Raw genomic sequence first — 21,906 nt, forward strand, 5'->3', positions numbered from 1 at the left:
GTCAAGTCGTTGCAATTCTGTCGACTCGCTTGTGGGTCTGGGATGCACGCTATGTGCTCGCTTAGTTTCTAGTTAACTCCAACTGGAAGCTGATTCTATGCAGTATCCGAAATCTTGGTTTTGCAAGCAGACCCCAATCTTGATACGTCCAGATTGACGGTATAAAGGTCTCTCTTGGAAGCAATAAGAAAGCTGCTTTCGAGAAGTTTCATCGCCTCATCGCCGGAATCGACGAAGTGTCCAGGTCACTGCCGGCTCGTGAGCTGATAGATTGCTGTTTTGAATGGATGATAGTCAACCAAGCTGCATCCACTATTGAGCGTCGGAACCAGATTCTTTAGAGCTTCCGAACTCGTCTCGTCGGGTGCCACCCGGCCTGGGCACGAATGTTCTGCGTCGAAACTGAAATCATGACTCGATAAATTACACCGACAATCTCGAAGGAGCATCCAAAGTGACTCGATTCAATCTCTTGTTTGTCCTCTTCTGTTGCATAAGTCAACTTTCTCCAGCAGGAGAGCTCGACCCCCAGCAACACCAATGGCATGCGCGTTACATCAAGCAGCCGAATGCTCCACAACCGGAAAAAATGTTACTCAACACGGATGCCGAGCCAGATTTGACGAAAGGTTTTACCTCACTGTTCAATGGTAAAGATTTGCAGGGCTGGACACCAAAAGGAGGAACGTGCACGTTTGAAGTGCAGGATGGTCTGCTCGTCGGCAAGTGTGTACCCGGTTCCAACAGTACTTATCTATGCACAGACCAAGCGGACTTCTCGGATTTCGTGTTCACTTGCGACATGAAGTGGAGAGTCGATGGCAACAGCGGAGTGATGTTTCGCTCGCGGGCGAAGCCAGGTAAGAACGATACCGTCACAGTTTTTGGCCCGCAGTTTGAAATGGAGGGTTTTTCTCAAGACAGACACTGGTCGGGCGGGATCTATGGCCAGAGTTGTGGTGGTTATTTCTATCCTCTCTGGTTGAAGGAGCACAAAGCAGCTCGTGCAGCGACCAAAGAGGGCAAGTGGAACCGCGTAACTATTTCAGCTCAAGGAAATGTCGTCAAGACTTGGATCAATGGTGTGCCGGCCTCGCATTGGATCGATGATGGATCGTACCCGAGAGGTTTCTTTGGTCTACAGATCCATAAGGGCGACAAGGGCACGGTGCTGTGGAAGAATGTCCGAGTAAGGCGTCTTGAGCCATAGTCAACCAACCCTGTACGCACATCGACAATCTGGATACCTCATTCTGGAACCCGGACCCTGCCGTAGACCATCGGGCGTGTACGAGCTGGCGACGAAGATTGCGTTGTGATCTCGTCGATCTCGTTGACACTATCCGTCTGCACCTGCAGATCCATATAGGAAGGGCTACGTTGGTATGAAACGACATCCTGACTGTGCGAAAATGCCACGCCTTGGTGCATCGTCGTTTGCCTACCCTTGCAGCCGGCACCACATGAAGTGGCACAGTTCCCAGTCCGGATTAAATGACGCATGACCAACAATATGCTAATCTATCCAATAGACAGCCGTACTCATCTTGTCATAAAACCCTCAGGGAAACAGACCATGAGATTAACTAGAGCGTATCAGTTTTCCGGGGCGATGGCAGCAGTGCTCTCGCTGTGCTTTTTGGCAGGAACATCAGGCACGCTATTTGCTCAAGATAAAAAGCCCAATATCCTCGTCATCTGGGGAGACGACATCGGGCAGTTTAACGTGAGCGCATACAACCACGGAATGATGGGGTACAAGACGCCCAATATCGACCGCATCGCCAGTGAAGGCGCCATGTTTACCGACTGGTACGGTCAGCAGAGCTGTACTGCCGGCCGCGCCGCTTTCATTACAGGCCAGTCGCCCGTGCGCACCGGCCTGACCAAGGTTGGTCTGCCGGGTGCTCCTGAGGGCATGCAGAAGGAAGACCCGACGATTGCCGGATTACTCAAAGCACAAGGCTACATGACGGGCCAGTTTGGCAAGAACCACCTCGGCGATCGCGACGAGATGCTGCCGACCAACCACGGGTTCGACGAGTTCTACGGCAACCTCTACCACTTGAATGCCGAGCAAGAGCCGGAGCATCCTGACTACCCCAAGGATCCCGAGTTTAAAAAGAAGTTTGGTCCGCGCGGCGTGATCAGCAGTTCGGCCGACGGCAAGATCGAGGACACCGGGCCACTGACTATCAAACGCATGGAAACGGTGGACGTGGAAGTTACCGCCAAGGCGTTGGACTTCATGGAACGAGCGGATAAGGCCGAGAAGCCGTTCTTCCTCTGGTGGAACAGCACACGCATGCACATCTGGACGCACCTCAAGCCCGAGTCCAAAGGTAAAACGGGTCTTGGCATTTATGCCGATGGCATGGTGGAACACGATGCCATGGTTGGCCAGTTGCTCGACAAGCTCAAGGAGTTGGGCATCGAGGACAACACCATCGTCATGTATTCCAGTGACAACGGCGCGGAGTTCTTCTCCTGGCCGGACGGTGGCACCACGATGTTCCGCAACGAAAAGGCGACGCAGTGGGAAGGCGGTTTTCGCGTACCATGCGTGATCCGCTGGCCTGGCGTCATCAAACCTGGCACCGTTATCAACGACATCTGCGCCCACGAGGACATGCTCCCGACCCTGCTCGCCGCGGCCGGTGACACAACGGTCAAAGAGGATCTACTCAAAGGACGGCAGGCCATTGGCCGGAACTACAAGGTCCACCTCGACGGCGAAAACCTGATGCCCTTCCTTAAGGGCGAAGAAGAGGTGAGCCCACGAGAGAGTTTCCTCTACTGGACCGACGATGGCGACGTCGCGGCGCTTCGCTATAAAAACTGGAAAATCACCTTCTTGAAGCAAAACGCCGAGGGGATCGATGTTTGGCGAGAGCCATTCGAGGTTCTCCGTGCTCCTATGTTGTGCAATTTGCGCATGGATCCATTCGAGCGCGCTGAGCATGAAAGCATTGGCTACAACAGATGGTGGGTAGATCACATGTTTGTTTTTGCGCCTGCCGGAGCCTATGTTGGCGAATGGATTCAGAGCTTCAGGGAATTCCCGCCGCGACAAGAGCCTGGCAGCTTCAACCTCAGCAAGGTGATGGAATCCATCACGAAAGCCGCTGGCGACAAGTAGCCCGCTCACGGTGAATTGCTGTATCAGCAGCCCAATAGGGCCGCACCTGACTAACTCGGGTGCGGCCTACAGCGAGAAGTAGGACAAGGAGGCCGCTCGATTCGGCGGCAAAAGCATTTGACAAACCCGCGTGATCAGATCATTGAAGTGCAAAGACGTATGGCCGACGCGGTCATCGGCCAAGAGATTGTGATCGAGCGACTGATGATCGCGTTGCTGGCAAATGGTAACGTCTTGATGGAGGGCCTGCCCGGCACGGCCAAAACTCGTTCGATCAAGACGCTTTCCAACCTAATCGAGAGCCAGTTCAGCCGTGTGCAGTTCACGCCGGACTTACTCCCCTCTGATGTGACCGGGTCAGAGATCTATCGAGAACATGACGGTACCTTCGAGTTCCAACCAGGGCCGTTGTTTGGAAACCTCGTCTTGGCCGACGAGATCAATCGAGCACCGGCCAAGGTGCAAGCAGCCTTGCTCGAAGCTATGGAAGAACGTCAAGTCACGGTCGCTGGGAAAACACACAAGCTCCCCAAACTTTTTCTAGTCCTCGCGACGCAGAACCCAATCGAGCAAGAAGGTACTTATCCGTTGCCGGAAGCGCAAATGGACCGTTTCCTGATTTATGTGAAAGTGCCCTATCCACCGTCCGAAAACGAGTTGGCGATCTTGCGACTGGTTCGCAGTGAAACGGTGAATGGAGCCGACGAGACGCCCACGCGAATGCCGCAGGAGGCAATCTTTACCGCCCGAAAGGAAGTGGGCAAAATACACGTCGCCGAGAGCGTTGAGCAATACATCGTCGACCTGGTGATCGCAACGCGCGAGCCGCATCGCTACGGTGATGAACTCGCCAGGTGGATTAACGTCGGCGCAAGTCCACGTGCGACGATCGCGCTCGACGCCGCTTCGCGCGCCCGAGCTTGGTTGCATGGCAAGGACTTCGTCTCGCCGGAAGACGTTCAAGTCGTCGCCCCGGCCTGCCTTGCGCACCGCGTACATCTCTCCTACGAGGCAGAGGCCGCCGGGAAAACTCGCGAGGACGTGGTAGGTGCGGTCCTCGAACGAGTTGCGGTTGCTTAAGGAGTGGAAACAGTATTTTTGATCAGAAGATTGTAATGGAAGCAAAGGACTATGAGTAATTCTTCTTCGCTCCCTTTGAAATCCAATGTTTATAACTCTTCGGTGCGAGTTCATCCAACACTGGAGGAGCTGGTGCGGCTTCAGTTCGAGGCACGCGACTTCACATTTTTGCCCCGGCAGCCCGTTCATAGCCTGCTTAGTGGGCGGCATGCCTCGCGGTTGCGTGGTCGCGGGTTGACGTTTGAAGAACTGCGCCAATACCGGCCGGGAGATGACATTCGGTCAATCGATTGGAGAGCGACAGCGCGACTTCGATCTGCGCACGTTCGTGTTTACTCAGAAGAACGCGACCGTCCAGTCCTGTTGGTCGTTGATCAACGAACGACAATGTTCTTTGGCAGTGCCCAGACAACCAAGGCAACTGTTGCGGCCGAGGTAGCTGCCTTGGCAGCTTGGCGGACTGTCGATCGTGGCGATCGTGTCGGAGCCATCGTATTTGACGACGAGAAGTCCATCCAAATCAAGCCCCAACGCAGCCGGTCCGCGGTGCTGCAAATCTGTCACGAAATGGTGCGGATGAACGAGCGGTTGACGGCTGAACGCCGATCCGATAGGCCCGACGGTCAACTTAACAACGCGCTGCAACGCGCGGTAAGTGTCGCAAAGCACGATCACTTGGTTATTCTAATTACGGACTACAATGGCGACGACGAAAGAACGCGTGAACTAACAACGCGTCTGGCAGCACATAACGACGTGTTGGCTGTGTTGGTCTATGATCCACTCGGCGCGCAGTTGCCCGCGTCTGGCAAGATGGAGGCGACTGATGGCCGTCGACAAGTCTCCATTCCAGAGACTGCTCGATTTCAGGAGCAGTTTGCAGAGGAGTTCCGCGGTCGTATCGCACTGCTTCGTGACCGACTGCGTGCTATTCGCATTCCGGTGCTACCGCTTTGCACGCACGAACCTGTTCCCGAGCAGGTGATGGCTGCCTTGGGAAGACGGTGATGGACAAACCTACGAGCCTCCAAAATCTTCGTGACATTGCCGAACCAGCGCCGGTGCCGTGGTGGCCGCCGGCCGTGGGGTGGTGGATTTTGGCCGTTGCCATGGCCGCGTTTGCAGTCTGGATCGCCTCTCGAGCGTGGCGACGTTGGCGATCCGATGCGTATCGACGCGCAGCGTTGAAAGAACTCAGTTCGGCGACCCAATTAACTGAAATCGCCGAAATATTGAAGCGAACTGCACTCTGCGCGTTCCCGAGAACAGACGTTGCTTCGCTCTCCGGCGACGCTTGGTCCAGCTGGCTCCGCCAGACGGTTGACCAGGAGCTACCAGTTGCGGTCGCCGAGACGTTAGAGCATGGGATATTCGATGGGATCCAATGCAAGAACAACGCAGACGTAGCATCTTTTGTGGCAACTTGGATTCGCCACCACCGTTCAGGAGACTGTTAGCATGCTAACATTCGCCTACGCCTGGGTCTTTTTCCTCGCTCCACTGCCGCTGATCATCTGGTGGCTTGTGCCGGCCGCGAGCGAGACGCGGCCATCAGTTCGAGTTCCTTTTCTGCCCAGGCTGATGGCTGCTGCGGAAGGCGCGAGTATCGCGAGTACCCGCGGAAGCGGCCTTCGTTTCTTGTCGAGTTGCCTCGTATGGCTTCTGATTCTTGGCGCGCTAGCGCGACCGCAAAGGCTCGAACCGCCAATCGAGCGAACGATTCCCACTCGCGATCTCTTGCTGCTAGTCGATCTATCTGCGTCCATGGGGCAGGCGGACTTTACCAATAAAGAAGGTCAATCCGTTGATCGACTGACCGCTGTCAAAGGAGTGCTCGACGATTTTCTAGCTCGCCGTGAAGGAGACCGAGTCGGCTTGGTCGTATTTGGTAACGCACCGTTCTTGCAGGCGCCGTTCACAACCGATCTCGAGCTTTGTCGCCAGTTGCTCAACGAGACGGCTGTTGGCATGGCTGGACCGCGAACTGCGTTGGGAGATGCCATCGGCCTGGGAATCAGCTTGTTTGACGAAAGCGACGCGCCGACGAAGACGATTATCGCACTGACTGATGGCAACGACACGGGTAGCGGAGTCCCGCCTGCCGAGGCCGCTCGTATTGCCAAAGATCGCGAGATTACGATTCACACGGTTGCGGTTGGTGATCCAACAACGATTGGCGAGGAGAAGCTTGATCAAGAGTCACTTCAAGACGTGTCGAAAGCGACAGGTGGCGACTATTTCTTGGCGCTTAATCGCGATGAACTGGCAGGAATCTACGAACGGCTTGACGAAATTGAAACCCGCGAAACGAAGACTGTGAGCCATCGTCCGCGCAGCGACTTGTATTTCTGGCCGCTTGCGACGGCATTGCTGCTCTCGCTGGTCACGCACCTAATCCGATTGATCGCTGCTCGCGCGATAGTGTCGCGTTCGACTATTCCGGTGCGATTGCGCGTGAACGCGAGGACGTTTGAATTGGAGGCCGTCGAGCAATGAGTATCCTGGGCGACTTTCATTTCATTCGACCTGCGTGGTTCCTGTTGGTTCCGCTGGTCGTTCTGATTTGGTGGCTAGAACGTCGATCGCAAGATCCAATGCGCGGCTGGCGCGCGCTAATGGACCACGATCTGCTCGCGGCAACGACGGTTGGCGAGAATACACGAAATCGCTGGCGCGGGATCGGTATTCTCGCAGCGTGGATGATCGCCGTTATTGCGGTTGCCGGGCCGACATGGTTTCCCGAACCGTCTCCTTTCGCTGATGACCCTGTTCCCGTGATGCTTGTCCTGCGAGCTGGCGAGACGATGGATCAGTCCGATCTGATACCGACACGAATGGAACGAGCGCGGCTAAAAGTCGTTGATTTCGCTGACGCACGAAAAGGGCAACCGCTTGGCCTGGTGACTTACGCTGGATCAGCGCACCTCGTTCTGCCGCCAACGCGTGATACGGACGTCGTCGCTACGATGGCGGCTGAGATCAGTCCGAAGATCATGCCCAAACCGGGTGACGATCTGGCCAGCGCGTTGCGACTCGCCGAACGGACGCTTGGCGATGCCGGTGGCTCGATTGTCGTTGTCGGCGATACAGTTGCGGAGAGTAAGGATACCGCGCTTGCCGACTTTCGTGAGAAGAGCAACGTGCAGGTCTACTTTCTTGCTGTAGCACGCCCTGATACACCCGAGATCGATTCGATTCGTCGTGCCGCTGAGGCCACCAATGCCCAAGTGACGCTCATGACGGCCGACTCTGCGGACATTGACTCACTAGTACGGCAAACGTCACGAGCTAGCGTCACGAGCAGTGCGGGGGAGGGAACACGCTGGGCTGAAACGGGTTGGCTGTTGGTGCCGCTGCTGGCGTTATTCTCACTGTCCACATTTCGCCGCGTGTGCGTTGACAGTTCCGGGGAGGGTGAGGAATGAAAACGTTAGCCGTATTCTTGGCACTCGTTTCGGTTGGTGGCTTTTCCTTCTCCGATTTGTGGCTAACGCAGGAGCAGAAGGCCCAGCGTTTGATGGACAACGGCGACTATGCCGCGTCGGCCGATATGTTTCGCGATCCGATGCGACAAGGCGCGGCGTGGTTTCGCGCCGCGGAGTTTGAGAAGGCGGAACAAGCATTCGCGCGAGTCGCAACAGCTGAAGCAGAATTCAATCGCGGCAATTGCCTGGTCATGCAAGGCAAGTACGAACCCGCCGTTGAGCGATTCGATCGGGCGCTCGAACTTCGGCCTGACTGGGAAGACGCTCAAGTGAACCGCAGGATCGCCGCAGAACGCGCTGAGTTGCTTGCGCAGACTGGTGGAGATATGGGAGATCAGAAGATCGGCGCGGACGATGTGGTATTCGACAAGAACAAAAAACCTGGCGGGCAGGAGACGCAGACCGACGGTGATAAGCCACTTTCCGACTCGGCCATGCAGTCACTTTGGTTGCGAAGGGTGCAAACGAAGCCGGCTGACTTTCTAAAAACCAAGTTCGCGTATCAGTTATCTGCTAGTCAGCAGCTATCCGCTGGTCAGCAAGCAGGCGTGAATCAATGAACACTGGTTTGAACATGAGCTCGCAAAGGCAGCGAAGGAAGATGCGGTGGACCCATCCGGTGAGTAGTTCACCAAGATCCACTTTCTCTTTTCGCGTACTCTGCGCCCTCCTGTCCCTCCTTTTGTCCTCTCCTTCAGCCTTTGCAGTCGAAGTTGTCAGCGCAACGCTCGAAACGAACCAAGCGTGGACGGGCCAAGGCGTGCCTTTGATCATCAAGCTCTATTCGCCGGGGCCGTTCAGTGGTACTGCCTCGTTCGATTTACCCGCGCTTCCCAAAACGGCATTCGTGAAAGTGGGCAACTCGCTGGTGGGCAGCGAAGAAGTGGCCGGCGAGTCGTATATCACTCAGCGTCACGAGTTCATGATCTACACGCAAAAAACTGGCGAGGTCGTGATCCCCGCGTTTTCCATTCGGTTTTCTGGCAAGAAGACGTTCACATCGGAACCTGAACCTATGGAGGGCGCGACGCAAGAGTTGCGGTTTCAATCAAAGCGTCCGCCAGGGACTGAATCGATGGGAGTGGTCATCAGCGTGAGTGAAATGAAAGTCGAGCAGGTCTGGCAGCCGAATATGACGACTGAAGTCGACGCTGGAGATGTCATCCAACGCACGATCACTCGAACGGCCGAGGAGACCACGGCCATGATGTTCCCTGCTATCGCCCCGTCGGCTCCCAAAGGCGTCCGTATCTACGACCAGCAGCCCACCGTCGATGACAAGACGGAACGAGGCGAGGCGACTGCCTACCGATCGGATACTATCAAGTACCAGTTTCAGCAAGCGGGCACTTTCACTCTGCCTGACATGACTTTTGTTTGGTGGGATCCCAAGCAGGAAGAGTTGAAACGCGAGACGCTGCGTGGATCGACCGTCAATGTCATTGCGCCCGAGTCCGCCGCCGAATCGACACACGACATGTTGGAGGACGCGCCCACCGCTTGGGGGACGGTTCTCTCTGTTGTCGCTGCCCTCGGTGTGGTCGGTCTGCTGCTCCGCGCACCAACGGCAAGGCTGATCTCACACTGGCGAACAGTGCGAAATCGACCGGACTCACGCGCAACAAGAGAACTGCACGCGGCGTGTATGTCGAATGATGCTGCAGCCGCGTACGCGGCTTTCTTGACGTGGCTGAACGCAATGCGGCGGACGTTCGGTGCGGACGCAGTTGACTTGGTCTTGCACGACGTCGATCACAGCGTATTTCGGGAGCAGTTGGACATTATGTCGCAGCACTTGTTCGCTTCAGATGTTGATCTGACGAGCTGGGATGGCAGCGATCTGTGGGCAGCGTTCCGAAGTTTCTCTCACGGGCTGACGCGTCGCTCGACGCGGATACAGAGTACGAATCTACCCCCACTCAATCCGCCAGATCCCCCTTTTCATTGAATGGAGCAGTCAATGACTGGGTTGGCGGTGAGCACAGTTTTCGTGCGCTATCTGGAGATGAGCCCGTAGCTCTCCCCTCGATTAAGTTAGTCGTCGATCAGAAACCGACGACATCGCAATCCCAGTTACGGCACGCAAGAACTGGTTTCGCAGTTGCGACAAGGTTAGCTTGACTTGTTCATTTTGAACCGTTCGCAAAGCCGCTTCGTCTTGCCGGGCGACCTCTCAACGGCACTTCCAAATAGTCCGTTTTTGCCGCGGGACATTGCCTCCAGTCGCAAAAAACCTACCCAAGAGCTTTGCAACAGTGCTCATTGGTAATCTGTCGTAGGTGAAGGAGGCAGTGTGCCGAATGACACAAATCCAGTGCCTCGATAGCTCTACGGATTGCTCCTTCATCGGGATTGCCGCCCAAGCTATATTGGACTGGTTTGGGGAAGTATTGATGGCATAACTAACTTGGTACTAAAGGAAAGTCGTCATGAAACTAAAAAAGATGCTTCAGCTCAGTAGCTTGATTGTACTCCCCTTCCTCTTGCTTGCCTTGCCTGCTGCAGCGCAGGAAACCACTGGCACGCTCGGATCACCGAGCGCTACAACGACCCTTGATGGCAAGCAACTCCCGGCACCGGATCCAAAGTTCGGGGGTGTGATCAAGAATGGTGCCCTGCAGTCAAAGTCGTGGTGGGCACCGCGCGTTGTGCCTCCGAAACAAGCGCCCAATATTCTACTGATCATGACGGACGACTCGGGATTTGGAGTGCCAAGCACCTTTGGTGGAGTCATTCCCACGCCGGCAATGGATCGCGTCGCGAAGAACGGCCTGCGCTACAATAACATTCACTCTACCGCGCTATGTTCACCGACTCGTGCTGCGATTATTACTGGGCGCAATCATCATTCAGCAGGATTCGGCGTGATCTCGGAGCAGTCCACCGGCTTCCCAGGCTACAACAGTATTATCCCTAAGGATAAGGCAACCATCGGACGCATCCTCAAGGACAATGGCTTCGCGACCTCGTGGTTTGGAAAAGACCACAACACTCCAGCCTTCGCCGCCAGCCAAGTCGGCCCATTCGACCATTGGCCTACAGGTCTGGGCTTCGAGTATTTTTATGGGTTCGTTGGCGGTGATGCAAATCAGTGGCAGCCCAACCTGTTTCGCAATACGACCCAGATCTATCCCTTCCAAGGCAAGCCGGATTGGAATCTAGTCACCGCAATGGCCGACGACGCGATCGACTATTTACACCGCATTGACCAGATCGACCCGAGCAAACCATTTTTCCTCCATTACGTACCCGGGGCCACACATGCACCGCACCATCCGACCAAGGAATGGGTCGACAAGATCCACGACATGCACCTGTTTGATGATGGCTGGAACAAGCTGAGGGAAAGAATTTTCGAGAACCAAAAACGTCTCGGGGTGATCCCGGCGGACACCCAGTTGGAGCCCTGGCCGACGGATGTCATCAAGAATTGGGAGGATTGTACGGAGGAGGAGAAGAAGCTCTTTATCCGACAGGTAGAAATTTTCGCTGCTTTTGCAGCCTACAACGACCACGAAATTGGTCGAGTGATTCAGGCCGTCGAGGATCTGGGCAAGTTAGACAACACTCTTGTCATCTACATTAACGGCGATAATGGCACTAGCGCCGAGGGTGGCCCGCTAGGCACACCTAATGAAGTCGCGTTTTTCAACGGCGTCAATATGATGCCCGTGGAACAGCAGATGAAATGGTATGACGCCTGGGGTACAGAGGAGACTTATAACCACATGTCGGCAGGTTGGTCTTGGGCATTTGATACGCCTTTTACCTGGTTCAAACAAAACGCCTCAAAGCTTGGTGGTGTCCGTCAGTGTATGGCAGTCTCCTGGCCGGGCCATATTAAGGACCAAGGTGGGCTGCGCGAACAGTTTATGCACGTTATCGATGTGGTGCCAACGCTGCTAGAAGTTTGCGCCATCCCTGCACCAGAAGAAGTGGACGGCATCAAGCAAGCTCCGATCGAAGGAACCAGCTTCGCCTATACTTTCGATGAGAAAAACACCAAAGAACCTTCGCGGCACAAGACCCAGTATTTCGAGATGATGGGTCAATGGGCCCTGTATCACGAAGGCTGGCTGCTAAGTACCAAAGTAAACCGTGCACCATGGGAAGCCTACGGTGCCGCGAATCCCGACCCGCTGAATAATCAGATCCTCGAACTCTACGACCTGAACACAGACTTTAGCCAATCGCAGAACATAGCCGACAAGCATCCCGACAAAGTAAAGGAGCTCAAAGAAGTATTCATCCAGGAAGCGAAGAAATATCAGGTCTTTCCAATGGACGCTTCGGTTGCGGCCCGCATAGTCGCCCCACGCCCAAACATCTCCGCGGGTCGCACCGAGTTTGTTTACACTCGGCTAATGACTGGACTGCCGCAGGGGGATTCACCTTCTCTGCTGAACAGTTCGTATACCATCACGGCAGACATCACCGTTCCCGAGGGCGGTGCGGAAGGTATGATCCTGACCTCCGGCGGACGGTTCACTGGGTACGGCTTCTATCTGTTGAAGGGAAAGCCGGTATTCCTCTGGAACTTGCTCGACTTGGATCGTATCAAGTGGGAGAGCCCCAACGTACTCACACCTGGCAAGCATACCATCGAGTTTGACTTCCAGTACGACGGACTTGGCGTTGGCACGTTGGCATTTAACAACATGAGCGGTCTTGGCCGATCGGGCACCGGCACGCTGAGTGTTGATGGCAAGGCAGTTGACACCAAGAAAATGCCTAAAACGATTCCAATGATTTTGCAGTGGGACGAAGCATTTGACATTGGCTCCGACACACTGACGGGTGTAAACGACGCCGACTACCAGCCACCGTTCCCGCTGACCGCAACGCTGAACAAGTTGACTGTAAAAGTCGATCATCCGCAATTGACGCCTCAGGACATCACAAAACTTGAGGCTGCCCAGCGGAACAATAAGTCAAGCGAATAGTGTTTCTGACCAGGATCGGATCCTCAGTCCACACCGGAACTCATTCAGGAACCTTCCGCCGTGCCTACTGCCGACCGAATCGTCTTGCCGGCCCAACTCTCAACGGTTCTTTCAGATTTTCCGTTTCCGCTTGCAGGCTAAGCCCCATGTGTTGCGAAGGCGTTTTGTCACGTGACAAACGACGAGGCCACATGAGCTGGTTGGGGCAAAATTACTGTAGCGACTTTGGGGCATAAGTCTTGGCGAGCTAATCGGTTAGGAAAAGAAGTCGGCTTCGCGAAGTTCGCGGTTCTTGCAAAAACCGGAGGTGGATGCCGTAAAATCGGATTGCTGAATGGGTATGCCCTAGCTACCAAGATAGAGAAGCTTGTCTTTTTCTTTTCTTTTTCGGAGGGCCGCCTAATGAATGCCACGTACAAGAATTCTCTTTTGGCAGTAACTATCGTTACGCAAATAAGGACTTGGACCGGAAGGTCTATCGCGACGATGGCACTGGCATTATTAACGTGCCTAGGGAGCTTGGCTGGGATCAGTCAAGGAGCCATCATCGGGCAGGATAGTTTCAGCGATGGTGACAGATCCGTTGCCGACAGCAGCGGCGCCAACGGCGGCGGACCCGGGTTGGTGTGGTACACAACAACCAATGAAGATGCCTCTACCACTGCCCTAACTGTTGTCACCGATGACGACACTCCTGGTATCGGTGGCGGCAACAGCCTCAACATGCGTCCCAACTCAAGCAGCGGAAACAGGCCGGTAGTTGCCACTTTCGCTCCTACAACGCTCGGAGGTGCTGTCGGCGATAAAATCACCGCGAGCATGGATATCCGATTCATCAGTGGTGTCAGTGTCGACGACTCAGAAGGTAGCAGCAATCTGTCGTTCCGTCTTGGTCTCTATAACTCCAACGGCACGCCGATAACTGCTGACGGACAGCGATTCGACCTTGAGAGTGGAACCGGCAACGATTTCGGATACTTTGCACGCATTCCTGTTGGCGATCCGGCCAACACCGGTGGTACCGCGGCGCGGCTGAGCAAGGAAACCGGCGTTGCCTCTGGAACCTCCGAAGATCCGCTCTTTGGCCAAGACAACTCGTCAGGTACAGGCGACGACGTGAGCGAGCTGGGGATGACATCCTCCTTCGTTGGTATCGCCGACTTTGAGCCACACTCCATTCTCATGAGTCTCGAGCGTACGGCAGGCGGCGTGTTGACCTCGATCCAAGTCGATGGGGGAACCCCGTTCACGGCTGAGGACACAAGCTCTCCGTTTGAAACGTTCGATGAGTTGGCGATGACCAACTTGCGAATCACTACAGAGTGGCGCGTCGACAATGTCGTGATCGAGAGCGTTAGTATTCCAGAGCCCGCGTCCGTTGCTGTCTTGAGCATCGGACTGTTGCTCTTGTCTGTTCGACGAGTTCAGGCTTAGTCGGAGCGGGATTCCCGCTAGGCAGCTCAGATCCCCCCCCACCCCACATGCTACGGGTCCACCTGAAGCATCTTCGAGGAGACATCAAAATGAAAATGAGACAACCCATTCTATGTGCAGAGATTGCCGCATTGGTGGTACTTCTGGCATTCGCAAGCCCTTCCTCCGCTGCTGATTTTATCGTTTCGAACGCTGACGATATCGAAACCGCGATGGAGACAGCCGTGGCAGGTGACACGTTGATCATGACTAACGGCAATTGGACCAATCAGAATATCGCTTTCGCCGGCAATGGTATTTCTGGGATGCCGATCACACTTCGTGCCGATACTCCCGGTGGAGTCATTCTCAACGGATCGTCCCAACTTCAGATATCGGGGTCGCACCTTGTCGTCGATGGCTTGCACTTTAAAGGGGGAACACTTGAAAACTCTGACCACGTGGTACAGTTTCGCGGACCGCTTGGCGAAGCGACCAACTCTCGTTTCACCAATTCGGTGATCGAGTCTTACTACAATCCGAACGACCTCACTGATAAATGGCACTACATCTCTCTCTATGGCGAACAAAATCGGGTTGACCATAACCGGTTTCTCGACCAGCGAAATAGCGGACCTCAGATCGTCGCTTGGCTGGATGAGTCGAATCCACTTTCCGAAGCGCGTCACACAATCGACGCCAACCATTTCGCTGATCGCCCCCAAGGTTGGGAAAATGGATTTGAAGCCATCCGCTTGGGCGAAAGTGAGTTCAGCCACTACGATTCCCATATTCTGGTTGAGAACAATCTTTTCGAGAGAGTCGATGGAGAAATCGAGATCATTTCCAGCAAGGCAAACGACAATATCTTCCGTTACAACACGTTTAGAGAATCCAAGGGAACGCTGACCCTACGCCACGGCCATCGCGCAGTGGTAGAGGGAAACTTTTTTCTGGGCGAAGGGACTGCTGAATCGGGTGGTATTCGAGTGGTGGGTGAAGACCACGTGATTGTCAATAACTACATCGCCGACGTCGACGACGCTGCCGATGGAGCAATCTCACTCGCTTCGGGAACCACAGGTTCCAATCCCAGCGGTTACCAACCGGTGGACAACGTCCTGATTGCTCACAACACGATCGTAAACGTCGGCGGGGCAGGTGTCACATTAGACTGGGGGCATGGTTCTAGTGGTCGCTCGGTGCTCCCGCAGGGCGTCACCGTCGCACGCAACCTGATCTCCAGCACTGCCTCGCCACTTTTTGAAGGCACCGAAGGCCCCGGATACACTTGGGCTGACAATATCGCCTTTGGAGCCCCGTTGGGTATTGCTCCTCGACCAGGGATCGATGTTGTCGATCCCCAGTTGGTGCAGGGCCCCGATGGCCTGTGGCGTCCTTCGGCTGGCAGCCCGGCGATTGATGCCGTAGCAGCCGATTATGTGACCGACGATTTCGAGGGGCAGCCGCGTATAGGCTTGTTCGATATCGGAGCCGACGAGAACTCCATGGCCCAGATTGTTCGCAAGCCTTTGACCAATTCAGATGTGGGCGCATTGTGGTTCAACTACGAGGAACCGGATGTTTGGCCACTGCCGGTACAGCTTCCCCCGGGTGACTTCTTGGTCATCGAGGCTGAGGACTTTACTGGAATTACTGATCCCGACTCTGACGGCAAGATCTGGACCGTTGCCGATGTCGACGGGGCATCCAGTGGCCAGGTGCTCACGGCACCCACTGAAGACGGCACTCCCACTCCCGCCGCGCACGAAACGCTGGCCCTTTACGACATTGTGTTCAGCGAAGAAGGCGACTACACCGTCTACTACCTTGCCCGTGGATTTGACGGTTCGTCCAACAGCATCTACACGCCCGACGATTTTGGCGTGGACCCCGATGTGGCCGAGCATCTTTCCGAGAACGGTGCATTCCGTTGGGAGAGCGGCGACGAATTCTCGATCAGCTCTTCTCACGTCGGCATGCCGTTAGAGTTCCGTCTCGGTAGTCGTGAAGACGGCTCAGAAATCGATGCCATCATCTTTCACCAAAACGGAGGTCTTACCGAAAATCAGCTCGACTCTATCCTCGCGAGTACTTCTGTTCCGGAGCCTACCAGTGCTACTCTGGTGCTGATTACTGGTATGAGCATCCTCATTCGTCGACGCAGGAGAACACTTTAGGCGACTGATCGCCCCATGGCCAAGTGAAGCGGTTCTTCACTCAGGGAACTGCTCCGCCGAGCGTTTACGATCGTGACATGAAATCTCCGTTTGACCATCTGCCTGGAGCCGTTTTCCTCAGTCTAACCTAGACACCGACGGTGCTAAGTAAACTGCGGTATGCAAGCGACAAATGCGGATTTGCCCAAAGGGCCGGTAGGATCTATTTCAAAATCTGTCGATCGGCAATTTGTTCACACGCCATGGAGTTTTCTTGTAGACATCCTGCGTTCTGCAGCTAGGCCCACCATCCCCAACACGAGCAAAATGCCGGTCGATGGTTCGGGCACTGCTTGCGTAGCCAACGCAAAAGATGGGGTGGTCGTCGTGCCGTAGTTGGCGTTCCAAGCAGCTAGGTCGTTGCCGTGGTTGGAGCTGCCAAACCCTTGTTGGCCAAACCTCCGTTGCAACGTGAGGAAATCGTCTCCATCGACATCATCATCGGAATCAAAATTGCCGGGGGTTCCGGAAGTAAAGAGTGCGACGTCATTGCCGTCGCCGGCGTTGTAGCTAATGAAGAGGTCTTCTCCGCCGAAGGTGCCCACTAAGTCGCCTTCGCCCAATCCGAAAAACTGACCGTTGAGCGTCCCAGCAATGTCCAGTATTTCAAATTCGAGGTTGGGACTAAGGATAAAACTCTCGAGCCAATCGATCTCTAAGTTGCTCTCTAGTGAGGCATCGCCTGCAATCATTACTCGGTCGAACTCCTCTGAGAGCAAGCCATCTAGTTTCAGCGTTAATGTGCTGGAGGGAGCGAGGTAAACGTTGCCCTGGAACATCACGGTGCTAGGTGAGTCGCCCAGTCGTACGTCAGCTCCGAAGTAAACATCGCCTTGTCCAGTAAAATCGCCACTGCCTGAGTAGGAACCACCAAATGCAGTTCCAGCACCAGCAGGCGTACGAATTTCACTGCCGTTGTGTACGACTTCATTGGAGAAGAGGTTGACGATGTTGCCTGAGGTTAGGATCGTGCCGTTGTTGGTCAACTTGGCGGCGGAAAATGACCCTCCGCTGAGACTCAAAACACCATTGGATGCGATGCTTGCGTTTTTGGTGACGGCAATATGTTCGCCAGAGGGAAGACTTACGTTGGGGCCAAGGAGCCCTGCAGATCCAATGATCAAGTTGCCGTGGGTTAGTTCTAAGGTTCCCGATTGGAAGTCAAAGTTATTGAATCCAGCAATGGAGTCTGTGGAGAATTTTCCACCGTTAAGTGTTAATGGGGTTTGCAGTGTGGTGATTCCATCGACACGCAGCGTTTTTCCAGGGGTGAGATTGCGAACATCGAGAGCAAAAATATTGCTTGAGTTGATTGCGGTGCTCTGTGTGAGGTGAAGCTTACCCGCGTCGAAGTTCATCACTTTGTCGGGAAAGAACTCGAAATTGGCAGTGCGAAGTGTACCGCCGAGGAGGTTAATGCTGCCGGCATTGCGTAGGCGAACCGCATTGACGGCTGAAACGGTGCCACCGGTTTCGATGTTGAGCGTGGCCTCGTAGGTAGAAACATCGCCGACATCACTATAAAGACCAACATTGAGTGTATCGTTATTGTGCCATGCTGAATTCGCGCCGGTTACGGTTACGATACTCGATCCATAATCAACTTCGAGTTCACCTAGCTTGCCTTGGTTACTTGTGACGGTTCCGCCATTTTCGATATTGAGTTTACCGCTAGTTGAGTACCCGACTCGAAGATGGCTGGCGATGTCCCAGGTTGAGTTGGTACCGGTTATGGTTGCGATGTTGGTTGATGTACCAAAAACGCCAATGTCGACCCAGCTATCAGTTTGGACAGCTGCGCCGTTTTGAATGTTAAGTGTGCCTTTTCCGTACACGCCGATGGACATTTCGCCTGTGTTCCATGTCGAGCCCGCGTCAGTAACCGTGACTGTTCCAGTCGAGCCTTCTGCAGAACCAATGCCAGTGCCTGAATTTACTACTGAGCCGCCGCCCTGGATATTCAATATTCCGTGGCCGTAGTGACCTATGCTTAATCCTCCAGAGTTCCATGTCGAATTGAGGCCGTGAACGGTAACGGTGCCGTTGGAGTCTGCCAACTCACCAATGCGACCATAGGTACTGGTGACCGTTCCAGCATTGGTGATTCCAAGTGTGCCACGTCCTCGACTACCGACATGAAGACCGTCGGTACTGGTCCAGGTCGAGTCTGCGCCAGTGACATAGGCAGTGCCGAGCGTGCCAGGCAAATCGCCAATGTATGCCTCGCTATTCGTAAGAGAACCGCCGTCTTGGATTTTGAAAGAACCTTGATTTATGTAGGTGTTGTGTAGGAGATTATCGTCGTTGGTGAGGTAAAGAGGTCCGACGCCTCTTTTTGTAAGATTAGTACTGCCGCTGATTCGACCATTCACGATTACCGGTGCCCACGAAACATCCCAGATGCCGCTACTTCCAAGTGTGATGTCTGCATCAAGGGTTTGAGTGAACGTGCTGGTTGAAGTGAGATTACCCGAGGCCAATGACAAGGTGCCATTGGTAAGTCGAAAATATTGGGCATTCTTAAATTCAAGGGATTTCGCAGAGCGATTTCCGTTGAGATTGACCGTTCGGTTGTAGGCGTTGTACTCGCCAAAAACAACGGGATCCGAGGACGTCGGCAAGAGCAGAGACGAGTATCCATCAGGCTCCCAGTTAGAGTTGATTTTGGGGACAATAACGCTACCCACGTTTCTAGATCCCCCCCAAGAGTTAGAGAGTTGGCCGTCCCAGGTAAAAGTGGCGGCCTGCGCGGTGCCTGCCAGCAGAACTACGGCAAGGATGGCAAAAAGACTTGTAAAGCAACGGCAGCAGGTCTTGGCTATAGCGGCATTCATGGCGATTCATCCTTCGCAGAAATGTGGTGGACATTTCAGTCCATGGCGAAGCCGATTGGACGCTCTATCCAAGGCTGTACTGGGTTGAGCGTGAATCGCGACTGCTTGTTACAGCCCACTCTTGAAGAGGAATACAAATACGCCGAAACAAGTTCAGCAATGCCGCATCAGAAGGAGGGGAATCTTCATAAGCCTCCTAGTCGAATCGGAAAGCGAGAATCCTCCCTAAAAGTGTTTGAGCCTCGGGAGTGATGTCGCTCAGCCACATTCATGCTTGTGCGTCTGCTCAGCCTCAATTGCCAATGGCCAGCGAGCGGCATAGTTATCCGCAGCTCACGAATCGTGTCGCCACTACTACGAGGTCAATATTATTGCCTAGGCATCAGCAGAGCTGGAGGTTTGAGAAAGTAGAGCTGCAAAGTGGTAGCCTTTCTCGACGTGCTTCACTCTCCAGAGCGCCTCCTGCGGTCTACTTGAACCATCTTCCGCCACCCAAAATGGTGGCTCTCTGGTGCAACGTCGGTTAGAATCGAAGTGCGCATTCTCGCCCACTTCGTTAGCGATTCTTCCTTTATCGTTATGCAAGACAAAGACAGTCATCGAACCAAGCGACTCAAGATCGAGTCATTGGAAGACCGTCGGATGCTGGCCGTGTTCACGGTCAGCAATCTCAACGACGGCCCAGTCGCTGCCTCGGGTGATTTGCCGGGCAGCTTGCGACAGGCGATTTTCGATGCGAATAACTTGCCTGGGGATGACGAGATTCAGTTCGCTCTTGAGATCGATGGCCCCGGTATAATCTTGCTTTCCGATGGTGAGTTGGAAATCACCGATGGGCTGACGATTACCGGGCCTGGGCAGGAATACCTAACGATTGATGCTCAACAGCAGTCGCGGGTGTTGTTTTATTCAGCCAACGCTGGCGACTTGACAATAAAAGGCGTGACAGTCACAGGCGGAGAAACTACTGGAGAGGGAGCTGGCATCTCGTTCATTTCGAATGGCGAACTGACTGTCATAGATAGCCATCTCCACTCGAACAACGCATTAGGCTCGTTTGGGAGTGGAGGAGCAATCTTCACCGCGCAGGGTGAAGTCACACTCTATGGGTCCTCTGTCTACAATAACACTAGTTCACGTCGCGGTGGTGGAATCGCGGGAGGTAGCCGTGATGTCGAGTTAAACGACAGTCACATCACCAAGAATACCAGCATCACAGGTGGAGGTGGCGTCTCTACGGACTCCGGTTCCCTTACTCTCAATAGTAGTACAGTCACTGGCAACATTAGTACCGGAAGCTTTGGCCACGGAGGGGGAATCTATGCTACTGATGGCTCCGATAATCCAAATAGTCATATCACTCTGAATAGCAGCAATGTTAGCGGCAACAGAGTTGAAGGCTACTCGGCGGGAGGTGGGGGGATTTGGGCAGAGGAGACCCAACTAACTATCAGTAACAGCGAGGTGATTGGAAATTCCACTCACGGATCGCTTGGAGAAGGCGGCGCTATCTACCTGACACTGGCCTTACTGACGCTCGATCAAAGCACGGTACAAGGAAACAGTACTATAGGTGAGGAATCCGAAGGAGGCGGGATTTACGCGGTTAGGTCGGGGCTTACAATTATTCGCAGCACACTCAGTGATAACACTACCCAGGGATACCGGGCCCATGGTGGGGGAATTCGTGCGATAACGGCTGCTTTTGTCACCGTTGAACAGAGCACGCTTAGTGGGAATGGCACGAGAGGACAAGAGTCAAACGGTGGCGCCATATCGGCTCCCGTATTCTCAGTTTCTGTACGAAACAGTACGATTACTCGCAACTATTCCATGCAAGGGATTGGCGGCGGAATCTTTGCAGCCAGCAGGAATTCAAACCCAAGTCTAGCCGTTGGACAATCGATAATTTCAGGCAACAGTGATGTAGGCGTTTCCTCCGATGTCTATGCATCAACGGCAGGCGTAATTCTCAACCACAGCCTCATCGGTGACACCACCGGCTCAGGAATCGACGCCACCACGGGCGCCGGTAACCTCCTCAACATCGACCCCCTCCTCGGCCCGCTAGCCGACAACGGCGGCCCTACCCAAACCCACGCCCTGCTCCCCGGCAGCCCGGCGATTGATGCGGGCGACATTGGCATTGTCGATCCGCCGATGTACGACCAACGTGGGGCGCCGTTCAATCGTATTGTTGATGGCAATGTTCCGGCCGACGTGGTGATTGATATCGGCGCGTACGAAGCCCAAGGCGTTCCCTCAGCAGATTTCGCTGCCGACAACGCCATCGATGGCTTCGACTTCCTCACCTGGCAAACCGGCTTTGGCACGCCAAACGCCACGCAAGCCGACGGTGATAGTGATTTTGATGGTGACGCGGATGCCAGCGACCTCGCAGCGTGGAATGCAACCTACGGACAAGGAGTCACCACTTCACTCGCCGCGAGCCGGGTCGTCCCCAACCCCGGCCCTTCACCAGCGTTGGCTATCGCCGCGGCGCTTGCTGATGCAGCCTTCCATGAGCATGGTGAACAAGCGACTCTTGAGGGGCAATGGATTATCGAAGTTGAAACTACGCCAGGTAATGCAAAGCCAAACGTTGGTGTGCCGGCGCGGAGCTTGTCAGCACCCTACGAGCGCGATCCTGAAGGTGTGAACGAAGACAATCTCGCAGCGCTCACTGACACATTGCTTGAGAGCGTGTTCGTCTAGTTGTTCGCCGCGCCGCTTGTCGGTTTCGCCGATAACAGACTGGGCCGTTCACAAACCGGGCGAGACGTAGCTCGCCGG

Annotated in this window: 14 protein-coding genes; 13 read left to right on the forward strand and 1 reads right to left on the reverse strand. The window is 54.5% G+C overall.

Annotated features, from left to right (window positions below):
* Nucleotides 1-454 precede the first annotated feature (454 nt).
* The 12 genes from HG15A2_RS05840 (at nucleotide 455) to HG15A2_RS05895 (ending at nucleotide 16,240) form a co-directional block, all read left to right on the forward strand.
* The gene (locus HG15A2_RS05840; RefSeq protein WP_145058736.1) at nucleotides 455-1,210 is read left to right on the forward strand and encodes a 3-keto-disaccharide hydrolase; all 756 of its coding nucleotides are present in this window, start codon (nucleotides 455-457) and stop codon (nucleotides 1,208-1,210) included.
* A 402-nt stretch (nucleotides 1,211-1,612) separates the two neighbouring features.
* The gene (locus HG15A2_RS05845) at nucleotides 1,613-3,139 is read left to right on the forward strand and encodes an arylsulfatase (RefSeq protein ID WP_145063943.1); all 1,527 of its coding nucleotides are present in this window, start codon (nucleotides 1,613-1,615) and stop codon (nucleotides 3,137-3,139) included.
* 159 nt (nucleotides 3,140-3,298) lie between these two features.
* Complete coding sequence (locus tag HG15A2_RS05850; protein ID WP_145058738.1) at nucleotides 3,299-4,219, forward strand: AAA family ATPase; 921 nt, start codon at nucleotides 3,299-3,301, stop codon at nucleotides 4,217-4,219.
* 51 nt (nucleotides 4,220-4,270) lie between these two features.
* Nucleotides 4,271-5,227 (forward strand): DUF58 domain-containing protein, encoded by a 957-nt coding sequence (locus HG15A2_RS05855; protein WP_145058740.1) that lies wholly within the window; start codon nucleotides 4,271-4,273, stop codon nucleotides 5,225-5,227.
* Nucleotides 5,227-5,676, forward strand: coding sequence for a DUF4381 domain-containing protein (locus HG15A2_RS05860; RefSeq protein WP_145058742.1), 450 nt, complete (start codon nucleotides 5,227-5,229; stop codon nucleotides 5,674-5,676). The genes HG15A2_RS05855 and HG15A2_RS05860 overlap by 1 nt, the downstream gene beginning before the upstream one ends.
* A gap of 1 nt (nucleotide 5,677) precedes the next feature.
* Nucleotides 5,678-6,715, forward strand: coding sequence for a VWA domain-containing protein (locus HG15A2_RS05865; RefSeq protein ID WP_145058744.1), 1,038 nt, complete (start codon nucleotides 5,678-5,680; stop codon nucleotides 6,713-6,715).
* Nucleotides 6,712-7,644, forward strand: a complete 933-nt coding sequence (locus HG15A2_RS05870) for a vWA domain-containing protein (protein ID WP_145058746.1) — start codon at nucleotides 6,712-6,714, stop codon at nucleotides 7,642-7,644. Before HG15A2_RS05865 ends, HG15A2_RS05870 begins: the two co-directional genes overlap by 4 nt.
* Nucleotides 7,641-8,264: a tetratricopeptide repeat protein gene (locus HG15A2_RS05875; protein ID WP_145058748.1), complete on the forward strand. Its 624-nt coding sequence runs from the start codon at nucleotides 7,641-7,643 to the stop codon at nucleotides 8,262-8,264. The genes HG15A2_RS05870 and HG15A2_RS05875 overlap by 4 nt, the downstream gene beginning before the upstream one ends.
* A 122-nt stretch (nucleotides 8,265-8,386) precedes the next feature.
* A complete protein-coding gene (locus tag HG15A2_RS05880) occupies nucleotides 8,387-9,652 on the forward strand; it encodes a BatD family protein (protein ID WP_218932349.1) in 1,266 nt (421 codons plus the stop codon).
* Nucleotides 9,653-10,133: 481 nt separating this feature from the next.
* Nucleotides 10,134-12,647, forward strand: a complete 2,514-nt coding sequence (locus tag HG15A2_RS05885; RefSeq protein ID WP_145058752.1) for an arylsulfatase — start codon at nucleotides 10,134-10,136, stop codon at nucleotides 12,645-12,647.
* A 402-nt stretch (nucleotides 12,648-13,049) separates the two neighbouring features.
* A complete protein-coding gene (locus HG15A2_RS05890; RefSeq protein ID WP_145058754.1) occupies nucleotides 13,050-14,081 on the forward strand; it encodes a PEP-CTERM sorting domain-containing protein in 1,032 nt (343 codons plus the stop codon).
* Between the two features lie 89 nt (nucleotides 14,082-14,170).
* Nucleotides 14,171-16,240: a polysaccharide lyase 6 family protein gene (locus HG15A2_RS05895; RefSeq protein ID WP_218932350.1), complete on the forward strand. Its 2,070-nt coding sequence runs from the start codon at nucleotides 14,171-14,173 to the stop codon at nucleotides 16,238-16,240.
* A 233-nt stretch (nucleotides 16,241-16,473) separates the two neighbouring features.
* On the opposite strand, the gene HG15A2_RS05900 is transcribed toward HG15A2_RS05895, so the two are convergent.
* Nucleotides 16,474-19,113, reverse strand: a complete 2,640-nt coding sequence (locus HG15A2_RS05900) for a PEP-CTERM sorting domain-containing protein (protein WP_145058758.1) — start codon at nucleotides 19,111-19,113, stop codon at nucleotides 16,474-16,476.
* Nucleotides 19,114-19,692: 579 nt separating this feature from the next.
* Between HG15A2_RS05900 and HG15A2_RS05905 the strand changes: the two genes are divergently transcribed.
* Nucleotides 19,693-21,828 carry a choice-of-anchor Q domain-containing protein gene (locus HG15A2_RS05905; RefSeq protein ID WP_145058760.1) on the forward strand — a complete coding sequence of 712 codons (2,136 nt, stop codon included), beginning with the start codon at nucleotides 19,693-19,695 and terminating at the stop codon, nucleotides 21,826-21,828.
* Nucleotides 21,829-21,906 lie beyond the last annotated feature (78 nt).

Origin of the sequence: Adhaeretor mobilis, from assembly GCF_007741515.1 — a bacterium.
Lineage (GTDB): Bacteria > Planctomycetota > Planctomycetia > Pirellulales > Lacipirellulaceae > Adhaeretor > Adhaeretor mobilis.